Source organism: Pseudomonas fluorescens (assembly GCF_902498195.1).
In the GTDB taxonomy this organism is placed as follows: Bacteria; Pseudomonadota; Gammaproteobacteria; order Pseudomonadales; family Pseudomonadaceae; genus Aquipseudomonas; species Aquipseudomonas fluorescens_BU.
The window spans coordinates 202,060-217,996 of record NZ_CABVIY010000001.1 but is presented as its reverse complement, the minus strand read 5'-3'; the positions used below and the strand labels follow the sequence as shown (position 1 = coordinate 217,996).

The 15,937-nt window shown below is 59.4% G+C and carries 12 protein-coding genes and 1 tRNA gene; 4 read left to right on the top strand and 9 right to left on the bottom strand.

Annotation, left to right across the window (positions count from 1 at the left end; translation table 11 throughout):
* The first annotated feature begins 125 nt into the window (after positions 1-125).
* Positions 126-953 (top strand): phosphonoacetaldehyde hydrolase, encoded by an 828-nt coding sequence (gene phnX, locus F8N66_RS00950; protein WP_150768392.1) that lies wholly within the window; start codon positions 126-128, stop codon positions 951-953.
* Between the two features lie 226 nt (positions 954-1,179).
* A complete protein-coding gene (locus tag F8N66_RS00945; RefSeq protein WP_150768391.1) occupies positions 1,180-1,740 on the top strand; it encodes a cytochrome b in 561 nt (186 codons plus the stop codon).
* A gap of 128 nt (positions 1,741-1,868) precedes the next feature.
* Here the strand turns inward: F8N66_RS00945 and F8N66_RS00940 are convergent, their stop codons facing one another.
* Together F8N66_RS00940 and F8N66_RS00935 are read right to left on the bottom strand one after the other, a co-directional pair.
* Positions 1,869-2,789 (bottom strand): 1-aminocyclopropane-1-carboxylate deaminase/D-cysteine desulfhydrase, encoded by a 921-nt coding sequence (locus F8N66_RS00940; protein ID WP_150768390.1) that lies wholly within the window; start codon positions 2,787-2,789, stop codon positions 1,869-1,871.
* 155 nt (positions 2,790-2,944) lie between these two features.
* Positions 2,945-4,984 carry an FAD-dependent oxidoreductase gene (locus tag F8N66_RS00935; protein ID WP_150768389.1) on the bottom strand — a complete coding sequence of 680 codons (2,040 nt, stop codon included), beginning with the start codon at positions 4,982-4,984 and terminating at the stop codon, positions 2,945-2,947.
* Between the two features lie 208 nt (positions 4,985-5,192).
* Between F8N66_RS00935 and F8N66_RS00930 the strand changes: the two genes are divergently transcribed.
* Together F8N66_RS00930 and F8N66_RS00925 are read left to right on the top strand one after the other, a co-directional pair.
* A complete protein-coding gene (locus F8N66_RS00930; RefSeq protein WP_150768388.1) occupies positions 5,193-6,323 on the top strand; it encodes a carbon-nitrogen hydrolase family protein in 1,131 nt (376 codons plus the stop codon).
* A 3-nt stretch (positions 6,324-6,326) separates the two neighbouring features.
* Entirely contained in the window at positions 6,327-7,367 is a 1,041-nt protein-coding gene (locus F8N66_RS00925; RefSeq protein ID WP_150768387.1) for an AraC family transcriptional regulator, read from the top strand.
* A gap of 382 nt (positions 7,368-7,749) precedes the next feature.
* Here F8N66_RS00925 and F8N66_RS00920 read toward each other — a convergent pair whose 3' ends face one another.
* The 7 genes from F8N66_RS00920 to clpP all read right to left on the bottom strand — a co-directional run bounded on the left by F8N66_RS00920 (position 7,750) and on the right by clpP (position 15,910).
* Positions 7,750-8,592: a DUF2242 domain-containing protein gene (locus F8N66_RS00920; protein ID WP_150768386.1), complete on the bottom strand. Its 843-nt coding sequence runs from the start codon at positions 8,590-8,592 to the stop codon at positions 7,750-7,752.
* Positions 8,593-8,793: 201 nt separating this feature from the next.
* A complete protein-coding gene (locus F8N66_RS00915) occupies positions 8,794-10,665 on the bottom strand; it encodes a SurA N-terminal domain-containing protein (protein ID WP_150768385.1) in 1,872 nt (623 codons plus the stop codon).
* Positions 10,666-10,770: 105 nt separating this feature from the next.
* A tRNA-Leu gene (locus F8N66_RS00910) sits at positions 10,771-10,845 on the bottom strand.
* 53 nt (positions 10,846-10,898) lie between these two features.
* Complete coding sequence (locus F8N66_RS00905; RefSeq protein ID WP_002552737.1) at positions 10,899-11,171, bottom strand: HU family DNA-binding protein; 273 nt, start codon at positions 11,169-11,171, stop codon at positions 10,899-10,901.
* 149 nt (positions 11,172-11,320) lie between these two features.
* A complete protein-coding gene (gene lon, locus F8N66_RS00900; RefSeq protein WP_150768384.1) occupies positions 11,321-13,717 on the bottom strand; it encodes an endopeptidase La in 2,397 nt (798 codons plus the stop codon).
* A 161-nt stretch (positions 13,718-13,878) separates the two neighbouring features.
* Positions 13,879-15,162: an ATP-dependent Clp protease ATP-binding subunit ClpX gene (gene clpX / locus F8N66_RS00895; RefSeq protein WP_046032565.1), complete on the bottom strand. Its 1,284-nt coding sequence runs from the start codon at positions 15,160-15,162 to the stop codon at positions 13,879-13,881.
* Between the two features lie 112 nt (positions 15,163-15,274).
* Positions 15,275-15,910, bottom strand: a complete 636-nt coding sequence (clpP, locus tag F8N66_RS00890; RefSeq protein WP_017339698.1) for an ATP-dependent Clp endopeptidase proteolytic subunit ClpP — start codon at positions 15,908-15,910, stop codon at positions 15,275-15,277.
* Positions 15,911-15,937 lie beyond the last annotated feature (27 nt).

Below are 15,937 nucleotides of genomic sequence, written 5' to 3'. Positions count from 1 at the left end.
GTAGGAGTGAGCCTGCTCGCGATAGCGGTCTGGCATTCACGGACGATGTCGACTGACACACCGCCATCGCGAGCAGGGCTCACTCCTACATTGAACCGTATTGCCAACTCAGGAATTTGATCACCATGAACTACACCAACCCAACCCAACTCCAGGCCGCCATCCTCGACTGGGCCGGCACCGTCGTCGACTTCGGCTCTTTCGCACCGACGCAGATTTTCGTCGAAGCCTTCGCCGAGTTCGACGTCCAGGTCTCCATCGAAGAGGCCCGTGGCCCGATGGGCATGGGCAAGTGGGACCACATCCGCACCCTGTGCGATCAGCCGGAAGTCGCCGAGCGCTATCGCAAGGTGTTCGGCCGTACGCCGACCGACGATGACGTCACCGCTATCTACCAACGCTTCATGCCGCTGCAGATCGAGAAAATCGCCGAACACTCGGCGCTGATCCCCGGTGCGCTGGAGACCATCGCCAACCTGCGCCAGCAAGGAATCAAGATCGGTTCCTGCTCCGGCTACCCGAAACAGGTCATGGACAAGGTCGTCGAGCTGGCCGCCACCAACGGCTACGTCGCCGACCACGTGGTCGCCACCGACGAAGTGCCGAACGGCCGCCCTTGGCCGGCCCAGGCCCTGGCCAACGTAATTGCCCTGGGCATCGACGATGTCGCCGCTTGCGTGAAGATCGACGACACCGTGCCGGGCATTCTCGAAGGTCGCCGCGCCGGCATGTGGACGGTGGCGCTGATCTGCTCGGGCAACGCACTGGGCCTGGACTATGAGGGCTATCGTGCACTGGACAGCGCCACCCTCGACAGCGAGCGCAAGCGCATCCACACACTGTTCGAAGGCTCCCGCCCGCACTACATGATCGACACCATCACCGACTTGCCGCAAGTGATCGCCGACATCAACAAACGCCTGGCCAAAGGCGAGATGCCGCAGTCCAACTGACCCCCACCTCCCCCTGTAGGAGCGAGCCTGCTCGCGATGGACGTCAACGATAACGCGTGCTGTCTGGATGGACGCGTTGTCCGGGCGTTTTTCGCGAGCAGGCTCGCTCCTACAGAGAGCATTCAGCGCCCGCAATCCTCAGGCAAACCCGCCGAAACAGGATTACAGTTAAACCACACCGTCGACCAAGAACGGTGGCCTGGCCTGACCTGCGAGGAAACGCGAAATGCCGTGGAAAAACTCCGATTCGCGCTACAGCACCGTATCGATCGCCCTGCATTGGTTGATGCTGGTCCTGCTGGCGCTGGTGTACGCCTGCATCGAACTTCGCGGCATTTTCCCCAAGGGCAGTGGCGGGCGAACGCTGATCGTCGAATCGCACTTCATGCTCGGCCTGACCGTATTTGTACTGGTCTGGATACGCTTATTCGCTCGCAGCCTTGGCCCGGCACCGCAAATCTTCCCCGCATCACCTCACTGGCAGACAGCGCTGGCCAGGCTGATGCACTGGGCGCTGTACCTGTTCATGATCGCCATGCCGGTTCTTGGCTGGCTGGTGACCAGTGCCAAGGGTAATCAAGTGATGTTCTACGGCCTCGACCTGCCGCTGCTGGTTGCCGAAAACAAGGAACTGGCCAAACAACTGCAGGGCTGGCACGTGCTCGGCGGCACCATCGGCTACTGGCTGATCGGCCTGCACGCCGTTGCCGGGCTGTATCACCACTATGTGGTGGGCGATAACACCTTGTTGCGAATGATGCCCAAGCGGATACCACGCAATACCTGAAACCACCACATGCCAATGTGGGAGCGGGCTTGCTCGCGAAGGCGCAGTGTCAGTCGACATCTTCTGTGACTGATTCACCGCTTTCGCGAGCAAGCCCGCTCCCACCTAGGCATGCGTTGTTTTCAAGTTTACGGGTTGAATCCCCGCCGCCCCTGCAAGCCGCCGGTATGGAGGAAGATCAGGCGCGTCCCCGGGGCGAACTTCCCCGCTTCGACTTGTTGCTTGAGCGCCAGCAATGCCTTGCCCGTGTACAGCGGTTCGAAAGGAATGCCGCTGGCCTGTTCGGTGTGTTCGATGAATTCAAGCAGCAACGAATCGACTTTGGCGAAGCCGCCACGGCTGGCGTCGCACAGTTGATAATCCGGGGCGATTACCCCGGACTCTTCCATGATCTGCTCGACTTGCTCTGCAACACCATGATCGTCGGGCACCGCCAGCGCACCGTACACCGTGTGCTCGCCCGCCTCAGCCAGCACCAGGCCCGCCAGCGTCGTGCCGGTTCCGCAGGCCAGCCACCAACCGTCGTAGTCGCTCCAGCCCAGCGCACCGAGTTGCGCACACACCTGCGCCCTGAGTTGCATGCATCCGCGCGCGCCTGGCAAGCCACCGCCGCCTTCGGGCACGGGGTGCAGCGTCGGGTATTGCGTCTGCCATGGCGCCCAGAAACCCGCTTCATGCCGCGCCCGATAGCCGCCATAACCCAACCAGTGCAGTTGCATGCCGAATGCGTGCAAGTCCTTGACCGTCGGCGTTTGCTGGGGATGTCCGCGCAGCAGGCCGACCGTGGCAAAGCCGAATCGCTTGCCGGCCGCAGCCAGTGCATGCAAGTGATTGGAATGAGCACCGCCCAGGCTGATGATGCCTTGGGCCCCGCACCGGTCAGCGGTCTTGAGGTGTTCGGTGAGTTTGAACCACTTGTTGCCGCTGATCAGAGGGTCGATCAGGTCCAGGCGCAGGATGGCGACTTCAATGCCGGCGATTTTTAGCCAGCCGAGAGGGAGGCGTTCGAGGGGGGCTTGGGGTAGCCAGTCGTTGGGAGGGAAAAGCATTGGCATCTGATTGTGCGTATTGAGAGTCAGTATTCTACTGGCTCATCGGCAGCCTTCGCGAGCAAGCCCGCTCCCACAAGGGATCTGTGAACGACACAGATCGAATGTGGGAGCGGGCTTGCTCGCGAAGGCCATAGGTACGTTTGGCCTGTGTATTACAACTCAGCCGCCAGCCGCGAACCCTGATTGATCGCCCGCTTGGCATCCAGCTCTGCCGCGACATCCGCGCCGCCGATCAGGTGCACGTTCTGCCCCGCCGCCAACAGGCCGTCCTGCAACTCGCGCAGTGGATCCTGCCCGGCGCAGATCACAATGTTGTCCACCGGCAGCACTTGCGGTTCGCCGGTTTCGCCGATGCGGATGTGCAGGCCGTCATCGTCGATCTTCAGGTACTCGACGCTGTTGAGCATCTGCACCCGCTTGTTCTTCAGGCCGGTGCGGTGAATCCAGCCGGTGGTCTTGCCCAGGCCGTCGCCGACCTTGGACTTCTTGCGTTGCAACAGGAACACTTCGCGGGCCGGCGCATGGGGCGCGGCTTTGACTCCAGCGACACCGCCGCGCGCTTCAAGGTGCGTATCGATGCCCCACTCTTTCCAGAACTCATCCCGGTTCAGGCTGGTGGACTCGCCCTGGTGAACCAGGAATTCCGAAACGTCGAAACCGATACCGCCGGCGCCAATCACTGCGACGCGTTTGCCCACGGATTTGCGCTCCAGCAGCACGTCCAGATAGCTCAGGACCTTGGCATTCTCCACGCCGGGAATGGCCGGCAGCCGCGGCGCGATGCCGGTGGCCAGGATGATCTCGTCGTAACCGCCCTCGACCAGTTTCGCCACATCAACGCGGGTGTTCAGGCACACCTCCACGTTAGTCGTCTGCAGTTTGCGGCCGAAGTAACGCAGGGTTTCATAAAACTCTTCCTTGCCCGGCACACGCTTGGCGACGTTGAACTGGCCACCGATTTCGCTGGCCGAATCGAACAGCGTCACCTGATGGCCCCGCTCGGCCGCCACGGTCGCGGCGGACAAACCGGCCGGTCCGGCGCCAACCACGGCGATTTTCTTCAGCTGTTGCACCGGCAGGTAGTTGAGCTCGGTTTCGTGGCAGGCACGCGGGTTGACCAGGCAACTGGTCAACTTGCCGCCAAAGGTGTGGTCCAGGCACGCCTGGTTGCAACCGATGCAGGTGTTGATTTCGTCGGCGCGACCTTCGGCCGCCTTGTTGACGAAGTCCGCGTCGGCGAGGAACGGGCGCGCCATGGAAACCATGTCGGCATCGCCTTCGGCGAGGATCTGCTCGGCCACTTCCGGGGTGTTGATCCGGTTGGTGGTGATCAACGGAATGCCCACCGAACCGCGCAGCTTGGCCGTGACCTTGCTGAACGCCGCACGCGGCACCTTGGTGGCGATGGTCGGAATCCGCGCTTCGTGCCAGCCGATACCGGTGTTGATGATCGTCGCGCCGGCCTGCTCGATGGCCTTGGCCAGTTGCACGATTTCTTCCCAGGTGCTGCCGCCTTCCACCAGGTCGAGCATCGACAAACGAAAGATAATGATGAAATTCGGGCCTACCGCTTCACGGACCCGGCGCACGATTTCCACCGGCAGGCGCATGCGGTTTTCGTAGCTGCCACCCCAGCGGTCGGTACGATGGTTGGTGTGGGCGGCGAGGAACTGGTTAATGAAATAACCTTCCGAACCCATGATCTCCACACCGTCATACTCGGCCTGTTGCGCCAGGGTCGAGCAGGTGACGAAATCGCGGATCTGTTTCTCGATGCCTTCCTCGTCCAGCTCCTTGGGCTTGAACGGGTTGATCGGCGCCTGGATGGCGCTTGGCGCGACCTGCTTCGGGCTGTAGGCATAACGACCGGCGTGCAGGATCTGCATGCAAATCTTGCCGCCCGCCTCGTGGACCGCGCGGGTCACGATCTGGTGCTTGAGCGCTTCTTCCTCGGTGGTCAGCTTGGCCGCGCCGGAGTACACGCCACCTTCGTCGTTCGGACCAATACCGCTGGTGACCATCAGGCCGACACCGCCACGGGCCCGCTCGGCGAAATACGCCGCCATGCGCTCGAAACCTCCGGGCTTTTCCTCAAGGCCGGTGTGCATCGACCCCATCAGGGTACGGTTGCGCAGTGTGGTGAATCCCAGGTCCAGCGGGGCCAACAGGTGCGGGTAATGAGCGGCGGTCATTTGTAACTCCACAACGAGCGATCACGGAATATGGGGGCGCTCTTCGGCGCCCCTCAGTCATGTGCTACAGACTATGAGCACTCCGAGGGCCGCTCAATGACCGTAACTGACAACTTATTGATCCAAATGCGCAGCAACCCTTGGCAAGCGCTGGCGCGGGTCATACCCTAGGCATCGAACCCTGCACACGGCCGTTGACTGCTTCCCCATGCGTAAACTCCTGTACCTGACCTTCTCCATGGCGTTGATCGCCGCCCTGACGACCTACGCCATGTGGGCCGCGGACCGTCCGGTGGGCCACTATCTCTCGGACCTGCGGATCGATCTGGCGATCGACCAGGGCACCCCCGCCGACCGTGGCAACCTGCTGGGCATCCAGCCCGAGCTGTTTCCCACCGACTACCAAAGCCCCGAGCGCTTGCACCGCAAGCTCGCGGCCTACCTGCAAAAAGCCCGGGAACAAGGCTTGCTCAACGAGAAAACCATCGTCGTACTGCCCGAACATGTCGGCACCTGGCTGATGGTCAGCGGCGAAAAGGATGAGTTGTACCAGGCCACGACACTCAAGGAAGCCATGAACTGGCTGGCCGTGAGCAATCCGCTGAAGTTCGTCCGTGCCCTGATCAGCGCCGAGGGCGGGAGCCGCCTGGATGACGCTCACCTGCGCATGAAAGCCAAGGGCATGGCCAAGGAATATCAGGCGCTGTTCGGTGGCCTGGCGAAAGAATTTCACGTGACACTGGTGGCCGGTTCCATCGTGTTGCCTGAGCCGAGCATCATCGACGGCACCCTGAAAATCGGTCGCGGCGCGCTGTTCAACAGCAGCGTGGTGTTTGGCCGTGATGGCGTGCCGATCGGTCAGCCCCAGCGGCAGATGCACCCGGTGTTTGAACAGCAGGACGCGCTCAAGGCCAATGGCGAGCACGCACTGAACGTGGTCGACACCCCGGCCGGGCGCCTGGGCGTGCTGATCGGCAGCGACAGTTGGTACCCGGACAACTATCGCCAGCTCGACGACCAGCAGGCACGGATCGTCGCGGTCCCGGCCTTCGTGGCGGGCCGTGGCATCTGGGATCAGCCGTGGCGCGGCTATAAAGGTTCTTCGACGCCGGGCTCGGTCAGCCTCAAGGCCGGGGAGATCAGCGAGGGCCAGGCCTGGCATCGCCTGACCCTGACCACCCAATTGCCCTCCAGCCAGGCGATCGCCGGCATGAGCGTATTTTTACGAGGGCAATTCTGGGATCAGGCCAGCGCCGGCCAGAGCTTTCTGAGCAGCAAGGGTCAGCATTTCGCCGACGGCAACGCCCGTGGCGCGCGCCTGCTGAACCTGTGGTTGTAAGCCATGAAACCGCTGCCGATGCGCCTCGGCGATCTCTCGGTGGGTTTCGTTCACAGCCTGGCCGAGGCTGTGCGCAGCCACGACGCAGACCCGCAACCGCTGCTGGAACAATACGGCCTCGACGCGGCCCGCCTGAGCGAAGCGGGCGCCCGGCTCTCGATTCCGCGCTACATGCGCCTGGGGCACAGTGCCATCCAGTTGACCGGCAACCCCGCGCTCGGCTTGCGCATGGGGCAACTCAGTCGCCTGAGCCAGGCCGGCCTCGCCGGCGTCACGGCGGCGCAGGCGCCCACGGTGCGCGAGGCGGCGCGCTGCCTGATTCGCTTCGAGGCCTTGTATGGCTCCAACTATCGCGGCCAATCGAGCTTTCACGAAGACGCCCAGGGGGCCTGGCTGCGTTTCTATTCCATCAGCCCTTACAACAGCTATAACCGTTTCGTGGTCGACTCGATCATAGCCGGCTGGTTGCAGCAACTGTCCAGTGTGAGTCCTGCCCCCTTGCGTGCCGAGCACATAGACATCGAATTTGAAGCACCTGACTATCACGCAGCCTACGATGCACTTGGCGAATGCCCGATTCAGTTTGGTGCCGAGCACAATCAATTGCGCCTGAGCCTGGCCAGCCTCGCACAGCGCAACCCGGAGCATTGCCCGAGTACCTGGCGGCATTTGCTGAAGCTGTGTGAACGGGAACTGGAGCAACTGACACGCACCCGCAGCCTGCGTGAACGCATCACTCAGTTGCTGGGGCCATTGCTCAATGGCGGCCGGGAACCCGACCTGGAAGAAGTGGCGGCACGCCTGAAGCTGCCCATCTGGACGCTGCGCCGCAAACTGGCCGAAGAAGGCACGCAGTATCGGGCAATTCTCAACGACACCCGTCGCGACCTGGCCATGACCTACATTCGCGATACCGAACTGGCGTTCGGAGAAATCGCCTACCTGCTGGGCTTTGCCTCAGCCGAAGCCTTTCAACGCGCCTTCAAGCGCTGGACGGGCCAGACACCTGGCGAGTTTCGCCGCAGTCACAGGCAAACGGCTTGAAGCTGCAAGTTATCTGCTACAAGTTTGAAGCCTGAAAGCGTTGATTACAGTTCGGTAGCGTCTTCCGCGGGTTCCAGCGGGTCCAGTTCGAATGCCTGATACTCGAGCAACTCTTCTTGATAATCGTCCATTTTCGAATCCCCCACAGCTCAATGAAAAAAGTCTGAATAAATGACCAGCAACTCGAGCTTAAAGTGCCCGCGTGAAAGAAAAATGACGGGCACACGACACTTCGTCGCTACTGAATAAAACGTAGCAGGCTGTCAGGAATTTATCACAGGATTTTTTCGATACAGCCCACAGGACAGCGGGCTGTTTGACGCGGATTAATGAATACGGCGGTGATGGGACCGACGCGGATTCGGCCGGCCCCGTATCGCCATCATTGGCCAGTGATCGGCATGGCCCGGATCGGCTCCGACGGTGGCGGGATATCGCTCGGATTGGCCGGGGGCGTGATCGTTTCCGTGGAAGGTGCCGGCTCGGCGCTTGGGGTCGCGGTGATCGGCGCGGCTTCAGGAGGCGGCGCTACGGGCTCGGACGCGGTGGGAGCGGCTTCGGCGGGCGTTGTTGTCACCTGTGCAGCCGGGGCAGGTTCTGCCGCGGTTTCCGGGGCCAATGGCGCCGGAGTCGCCTTGGGTTCAGGCACGCCCAGATCGGTTTTAGGCTTCTCGGCGATATGGGCCGCTTCCTTCACTTCCTTGGGCAGGAACAGTTCGACCAGGGCGAAGAAACGCTCGTAGAACTTGGCCGAGGATACGGTTTCGCTCGCGACCTTGACCATCGAGTCGTCCGACGAACCAATCGGCATCGACACCGAACCCAGCACGCCTACACCGAGGCTGGCGGAGTTGTTGGTCTTCTTCAGCGCATAACGGTCCTGCAGGGCGTTGGCGAACATCGTGGCGTGATGACCGGCGCTGCCGTCGTCGGCGCAGACCACACTGAAACTGATTTCCATGTGGGTCTCGCCGGTCTGCTGGAAGCTCTTGTGCCCGCTGACCAGTTTCGGATCGCTGCTGGTAATGATGTAGCCCTGGCTCAGCAAGGCCCGACGAGCGGCTTCGCAGCTTTGCGCATCCGTCACCGGGTAGTTGCGGGAAAATGTGCCGGAGTCGTCGAAATTCTCATGCTCGTAGATGGCGGCTTTCTTCGACGAGCACCCGGCCGCAGCTGCCAGCACCAGCGCCAGCCCGGCAACACGCATGGGAATTGATTTAAACATTGAACATCCTGAGGAAAACGGTTCGGGGCGTATTGTGCAACAGATCGTTGCTTAGCGGCGCATCGATTGTGTCTTAAAACAGTTACAGGAGTGTTGACTGCGATATGAGGCAAAAGTCACACCGGTTTTTCATGGCGCCGGCAACAAAAAACCCCGGCCTTTCGGCCGGGGTTCTCATGTAGCGCATGACTCAGTCCGATATCAGAAACGCTTGATCTCGGCCTGGCTTTCCAACTGCTTGCGGTAAGCCGCAAAATCCTGCTGGCCAACGCGTGAAGCGAGGAAGCGACGGTATTGAGCCTTCTCTTCTTCAGTCGGCGTTGCCGCTTCGTTGACGCCATTCAGACGGACGATCATCAGGCTGCCATCCGGCAGGGTCACGCTGGTGAACGTCGGTTTTTCCTTGGCGGCAGGCTTGGGCATACGGAACAGCGCCTGCAGCACGGTTGGGTCGATCCCTTCCTGAGCGCGAGTCGCGGCCTCGGTCACCTTCCAGCTCTGGCCATCGATCGGCTTGTCCAGCGGGGTCTTGCCATCGCGCAGGCTGGCGATCAGCTCATCAGCCTTGGTCTTGGCGGCAGCACTGGCGTGCTCCTTGGTCAATTGCTCGCGGATCGGGCCCGCTACGCTTTCCAGTGGCAGTTGTGCAGGCTTGAGGTGCTCCTTGGCGCGCAACACGACCACGGTTTCCGGATCCAGCTCGATGGCGGTGCTGTTGGCACCCTCATCCAGCACTTCCGGACTGAACGCCGCGGTGATCACGGCACGGTTGGCCGCAATGCCCTCGCCACCCTCACGGCCGAACGGCTTGGAGGTGTGAACGGTCAGCTTCAGATCCTGCGCCGGCTGGGCCAGATCGGAAGCTTCGAAGGAGGCGTCCTCCAGTTGCTTGGTGGCCTCGACAAAACGCTGCTCGACCTGCTGAGTCTTCAATTCGCGGGTCAGCTTGTCTTTCAGGCTGGCGAATGTCGGCACTTCAGGCGCTTCCACACCCAGCAGCTTGATCAGGTGGAAACCGAAATCAGTGCGAACCGGCTCGGAAACCTGATCCTTGGCCAACGAGTACAGGGATTTTTCGAACGCTGGGTCATAGACACCAGGACCTGCGTAGCCGAGGTCGCCGCCATTGTTCGCCGAACCCGGGTCCTGGGAGAATTCCTTGGCCAGGGCCTCGAACTTCTCGCCTTTGGCCAGACGTGCCTGGATGTCGTCGATCTTGGCCTTGGCCTGTGCTTCGGTGGTCTTGTCGTTCACTTCGATCAGAATGTGCGCAGCCCGGCGTTGTTCGGACAGGTTCGCGATTTCTTTCTGATACGCCGCTTGCAGGTCTTCGTCCTTGACGCTGACCTGATCGAAGAAGGAAGACTTCTTCAATTCCAGATAATCGATGACCACCTGATCCGGCGTCATGAATTCCTTGGCGTGTTCGTCGTAGTAGGCTTTGACTTCATCGTCGGTCAGCTTCACCGCCGCCGGGTCAGCCTTGATGTTCAGGGAAGCAAAGTCGCGGGTCTGCTTTTCCAGACGGGCGAACGCCAGAACCTGTGCATCGGTGACGAAGCCGCTACCCGCCAGACCGGCGCGCAGTTGGCCGATCAGCATTTCCTGAGCCAGCATCTGGCGGAATTGCATGCGGCTGTAACCGAGTTGACGGATAACCTGGTCAAACCGCTCGGGGCTGAACTTGCCATCCACCTGGAACTCAGGCGTTTGCAGGATGACCTGGTCCAGCGCCGCTTCGGAGAAAGCGAATTTCGAGCTTTCTGCGCCTTGCAGCAACAGTTTGCGATCGATCAGGCCTTTGAGTGCCGACTCGCGCAGCATCTTTTCGTCGAGCAAGGAAGCATCGAAATCCTTGCCCAGCTGTTGCATGAGTTGACGGCGTTGCATATCGACCGCCTGGCTCAGCTCGTTCTGGCTGATCTCTTCACCATTGACCTTCGCCGCCTCGTTTTTGGTCGTCGTGGCCTGAAAAATGGCGTCGAAACCCGTCAAAGCCATCAGTGCAACGATGACCCCGATAATGGTCTTGGCAATCCAGCCTTGTGAATTGTCCCTGATATTCTGCAGCATGCGTCCCCCATAAACGGTTGAACTTCAAAATTAGGCAACCGTGGAGCGTGGGTAGAATCCGGATAGAAGAAAGGCGCATCCGAGGATGCGCCTTCTCGTAACTGACGGAGCGGACCGATGACTCGAACTTGCGAGCCTCGGTGTCTCGGACCGGCGACCTGCCGACTGGACTACCGCTCCGCTGCCAGGTCAGGCATGACCCCGACCCGGATAGGTAAAAACCTGAATCGAACTTAGTTGACAGCTTCTTTCAGTGCTTTACCGGCTTTGAAACCTGGTTTTTTGGCTGCCGCGATTTCCAGCGTCTTACCGGTCTGTGGGTTACGACCAATGCGAGCTGGACGATCAGTGACGGAGAAAGTACCGAAACCAACCAGAACAACGGAGTCGCCAGCCTTGAGAGCGCCAGTGACGGATTCGATTACAGCGTCCAGCGCACGGCCAGCAGCAGCTTTCGGGATATCAGCGGATGCAGCGATAGCATCAATCAGTTCCGACTTGTTCACTCTAAGTCCCCTTATATCTATTTGAGTATGATTCTAAGTTTTTTTGGTGAAAGCAAAAACGAGTGCTGAATGGCCTACAGACACTTAAGAGCCGCTTTATAACAAGGGCTCTAAAAAGCTGTCAAGGAAGCCCCCCAGGCAAATACGTACTAATGCGTGCTAATTCTTTCCTTAGAATCGGACTCGCGTTTTTCATCCTTCGCGACAATCTCCGGAGCCACATCAGGCAAGGGCTCCGGCGCGTATTGCAGCGCAATTTGCAGGACCTCGTCAATCCATTTAACCGGTTTAATCTGGAGATCCTGCTTGATATTGTCAGGAATTTCCTTCAAATCGCGAACATTCTCTTCGGGAATGATCACGGTCTTGATTCCACCACGGTGAGCAGCGAGCAGTTTTTCTTTCAAACCACCAATTGCCAGCACCTGCCCACGCAAGGTGATCTCACCGGTCATGGCCACGTCCGCACGCACAGGAATACCGGTCAATGCCGATACCAACGCCGTGCACATGCCTACACCGGCGCTAGGACCGTCTTTCGGCGTCGCCCCTTCCGGCATGTGGATATGGGTGTCGCGCTTCTCGTGGAAGTCCAGGGGAATCCCCAGGCTCTTCGCGCGGCTGCGCACAACCGTCAAGGCTGCGGTGATCGACTCGACCATCACGTCACCCAGCGAGCCCGTCTTGATCAATTGGCCCTTGCCCGGCACTACCGCGGCTTCGATGGTCAGCAACTCGCCGCCCACCTGGGTCCACGCCAGGCCAGTAACCTGACCGATCTGGTCCTGCTGCTCTGCCAGGCCGTAGCGGAACTTGCGCACGCCCAGGAAGTGTTCCAGATCCTCTGCGGTGACCTTCACCGAGAAGCGTTTTTCCAGTGCGTGCTCTTTGACCGCCTTGCGGCAAACCTTGGCAATCTGTCGCTCCAGGCCACGTACGCCAGCCTCGCGGGTGTAGTAGCGAATGATGTCGCGGATCGCTTCGGCGTCGAATTCCAGCTCGCCTTTTTTCAAGCCGTTGGCCGTGATCTGCTTCGGCGAGAGGTATTTGACGGCAATGTTGATCTTCTCGTCTTCGGTGTAGCCCGGCAGGCGAATCACTTCCATCCGGTCCAGCAACGCCGGGGGAATATTCATGGAGTTCGAGGTGCACAGGAACATCACATCGGACAAGTCGTAGTCGACTTCCAGATAGTGATCGTTGAAGTTGTGGTTTTGCTCGGGATCGAGCACTTCCAGCAACGCCGACGCCGGGTCGCCACGCATGTCGCTGCCCATCTTGTCGATTTCGTCGAGCAGGAACAGCGGGTTGCGGACGCCCACTTTTGTCATTTTTTGAATCAATCTTCCTGGCATCGAACCGATGTAAGTCCGGCGATGACCACGAATTTCCGCCTCGTCACGCACGCCGCCGAGGGCCATGCGAACAAACTTACGGTTGGTGGCGTGGGCAATCGATTCCGCCAGCGAGGTTTTACCCACCCCGGGAGGACCGACCAGGCACAACACGGGACCACGGATTTTCTTCACGCGCTTTTGTACGGCGAGATATTCGAGAATCCGCTCTTTGACTTCTTCCAGGCCATAGTGGTCGGCATCGAGAATATCTTCTGCGCGCGCCAGATCCAGGCGGACCTTGCTCTGGGCCTTCCACGGCACCTGAACCAGCCAGTCGATGTAGGAACGCACAACGGTCGCTTCCGCGGACATGGGCGACATTTGCTTGAGCTTGTTCAGTTCGGCCTGGGCCTTGGCGAGTGCGTCTTTTGGCAGGCCAGCGGCATCGATACGCTTTTTCAGCTCTTCGATTTCGTTGTGACCTTCGTCACTGTCGCCGAGTTCTTTCTGAATAGCCTTCATCTGCTCGTTCAGGTAGTACTCGCGCTGACTGCGCTCCATTTGCTTTTTGACGCGACCGCGAATGCGTTTCTCGACTTGCAGCAGATCGATTTCGGCATCCAGCAACGCCAGGACGTGCTCGACCCGAGCCGACAAATCGATGATTTCGAGAATTTCCTGCTTCTGCTCGATTTTCAGGGCCATGTGCGCGGCCATGGTGTCGACCAGGCGCCCGGGCTCATCGATGCTATTGAGCGACGACAGGACTTCAGCCGGTACTTTCTTGCCCAACTGCACATACTGTTCGAACTGGGACAGCAAGCTGCGGACAAACACTTCCGACTCGCGCTCCGGCGCGTCGACTTCGTCGATCAACGAGACTTCCGCACGGCAATGGCCGTCCACTTCGCTGAAAAGCTCCACGGCGCCACGTTGCTCGCCCTCGACCAGAACCTTGACCGTGCCGTCAGGCAGCTTCAGCAGCTGGAGAACGGTAGCAATCGTGCCCACGCGATAAAGTGCGTCTTCGCCGGGATCATCGTCAGCAGGGTTTCTCTGGGCCAGCAGAAGAATCTGCTTGTCGCCCGTCATCGCGGCCTCGAGGGCTTCGATGGATTTCTCGCGCCCCACGAACAGCGGGATAACCATGTGCGGATAAACCACGACATCACGCAATGGCAAGAGAGGCAATTCGATGGTTGTCTTCATGATTTCGCCTCTACGGCGGCCATAAGGCCGGAAACAGATGGATGTAAGCTTGAAACCAAGATGGGGGCAGCCTTCAAAAAAAACAAGCACAAAGACTGTGTAAAAACCCGCAAAAAGCAAAGGGGCCCGAAGGCCCCTTCTTTATACCGACTGCGTGACGCTTAAGCGTCTGGCGCGGCCTTGGCAGCAGGCTCACTGTTTTCATAGATATACAGTGGCTTGGACTTGCCTTCTATAACGCTTTCGTCGATCACTACTTTACTCACCTCGGACTGCGAGGGGATTTCATACATAGTGTCGAGCAATACACCTTCGAGAATCGAACGCAGGCCACGAGCACCGGTTTTGCGTTCCAGCGCGCGCTTGGCGACCGATTTCAGCGCGTCGGTACGGAACTCCAGGTCCACGCCTTCCATCTCGAACAGCTTGGCATACTGTTTGGTCAGGGCGTTCTTCGGCTCGGTGAGGATCTGCATCAACGCCGCTTCATCAAGCTCGTCCAGCGTTGCAAGAACTGGCAGACGACCGACGAATTCCGGGATCAGACCGAACTTGACCAGATCGTCAGGCTCGACTTCACGCAGGGACTCACCCACCTTCTTGCCTTCTTCCTTGCTGCGCACTTCCGCATTGAAGCCGATGCCGCCCTTGGTGGAACGGTTTTGAATAACCTTTTCCAGACCGGAGAACGCACCACCGCAGATGAAGAGGATGTTACGGGTGTCGACCTGAAGGAATTCCTGCTGCGGATGCTTGCGACCACCTTGAGGCGGAACGGAAGCAACCGTGCCTTCGATCAACTTGAGCAGGGCCTGCTGCACGCCTTCACCGGAAACGTCCCGGGTGATCGACGGGTTGTCAGACTTGCGCGAGATCTTGTCGATCTCATCGATGTAGACAATGCCCATCTGGGCTTTTTCCACGTCGTAATCGCACTTCTGCAGCAGCTTCTGAATGATGTTCTCGACATCTTCACCCACATAACCCGCCTCGGTGAGGGTGGTTGCGTCGGCGATGGTGAACGGAACGTTCAGCAAGCGGGCCAGTGTTTCGGCAAGCAGGGTCTTACCCGAGCCTGTCGGGCCGATCAGCAAGATGTTGCTCTTGCCGAGTTCGACGTCGTCATTCTTCTTGTCACGCTGGTTAAGGCGTTTGTAGTGGTTGTACACCGCTACGGCCAGAACCTTTTTCGCACGTTCCTGACCAATCACATACTGGTCAAGGATGCCGCTGATTTCTTTAGGCGAAGGCAATTTATGCGCGCTGCTTTCGGCCTGGGCTTCCTGCACCTCCTCACGGATGATGTCATTGCACAGGTCGACGCACTCGTCGCAGATAAAGACCGAGGGGCCGGCAATCAATTTGCGTACTTCATGCTGGCTTTTGCCACAGAAGGAGCAATAGAGCAGCTTGCCGTTGTCCTCGCCGTTGCGGGTGTCAGTCATTCGTTCGATCCAAATCCGATAGGCTTGCAACACAAGATGAAGGCTATTGCGGGCTTTTTCAAGCCCGCCGGTGATCAGACCAGCCGACCAACCCTATTTTGAGCTGCTTATTTTAAGCGGGGCGCTGGGTAATCACTTCATCGATCAACCCGTATTCACGAGCGGCTTCTGCGCTCATGAAGTTATCGCGGTTGGTGTCGCGCTCGATTTCTTCAAGCGTGCGCCCGCTGTGCTTGGCCATCAGCGTGTTGAGACGCTCACGGATGAAGAGGATTTCCTTGGCATGGATTTCGATATCCGACGCCTGCCCCTGGAAACCGCCCAGTGGCTGGTGAATCATCACGCGCGAATTCGGCAGGCAGAAACGCTTGCCAGGTGCGCCAGCGGTCAGCAGAAACGCGCCCATGCTGCACGCCTGACCGATACAGGTGGTCGACACGTTTGGCTTGATGAACTGCATCGTGTCGTAGATCGACATGCCCGCCGTCACCGAACCGCCCGGGGAGTTGATGTAGAGATGGATGTCCTTGTCCGGGTTTTCGGCTTCAAGGAACAGCAGTTGCGCACAAATCAGGTTGGCCATGTAGTCCTCTACCGGACCAACCAGAAAGATCACCCGCTCCTTGAGGAGACGCGAGTAGATGTCGTAGGCGCGCTCGCCACGAGCGGACTGCTCGACAACCATCGGGACCAGGCCGCCTGCGGCCTGGATATCAGAGTTCTGCTGAATATACGAATTACGGAACATGCTCTGCAGTCACTCCCAAATAGTTAT

Excerpts from the sequence above, each read along its gene's own strand:
- phnX (WP_150768392.1), top strand. The coding sequence starts at position 126 with ATGAACTACACCAACCCAACCCAACTCCAGGCCGCCATCCTCGACTGG.
- F8N66_RS00945 (WP_150768391.1), top strand. The coding sequence starts at position 1,180 with ATGCCGTGGAAAAACTCCGATTCGCGCTACAGCACCGTATCGATCGCC.
- F8N66_RS00940 (WP_150768390.1), bottom strand. The coding sequence starts at position 2,789 with ATGCTTTTCCCTCCCAACGACTGGCTACCCCAAGCCCCCCTCGAACGC.
- F8N66_RS00935 (WP_150768389.1), bottom strand. The coding sequence starts at position 4,984 with ATGACCGCCGCTCATTACCCGCACCTGTTGGCCCCGCTGGACCTGGGA.
- F8N66_RS00930 (WP_150768388.1), top strand. The coding sequence starts at position 5,193 with ATGCGTAAACTCCTGTACCTGACCTTCTCCATGGCGTTGATCGCCGCC.
- F8N66_RS00925 (WP_150768387.1), top strand. The coding sequence starts at position 6,327 with ATGAAACCGCTGCCGATGCGCCTCGGCGATCTCTCGGTGGGTTTCGTT.
- F8N66_RS00920 (WP_150768386.1), bottom strand. The coding sequence starts at position 8,592 with ATGTTTAAATCAATTCCCATGCGTGTTGCCGGGCTGGCGCTGGTGCTG.
- F8N66_RS00915 (WP_150768385.1), bottom strand. The coding sequence starts at position 10,665 with ATGCTGCAGAATATCAGGGACAATTCACAAGGCTGGATTGCCAAGACC.
- lon (WP_150768384.1), bottom strand. The coding sequence starts at position 13,717 with ATGAAGACAACCATCGAATTGCCTCTCTTGCCATTGCGTGATGTCGTG.
- clpX (WP_046032565.1), bottom strand. The coding sequence starts at position 15,162 with ATGACTGACACCCGCAACGGCGAGGACAACGGCAAGCTGCTCTATTGC.
- clpP (WP_017339698.1), bottom strand. The coding sequence starts at position 15,910 with ATGTTCCGTAATTCGTATATTCAGCAGAACTCTGATATCCAGGCCGCA.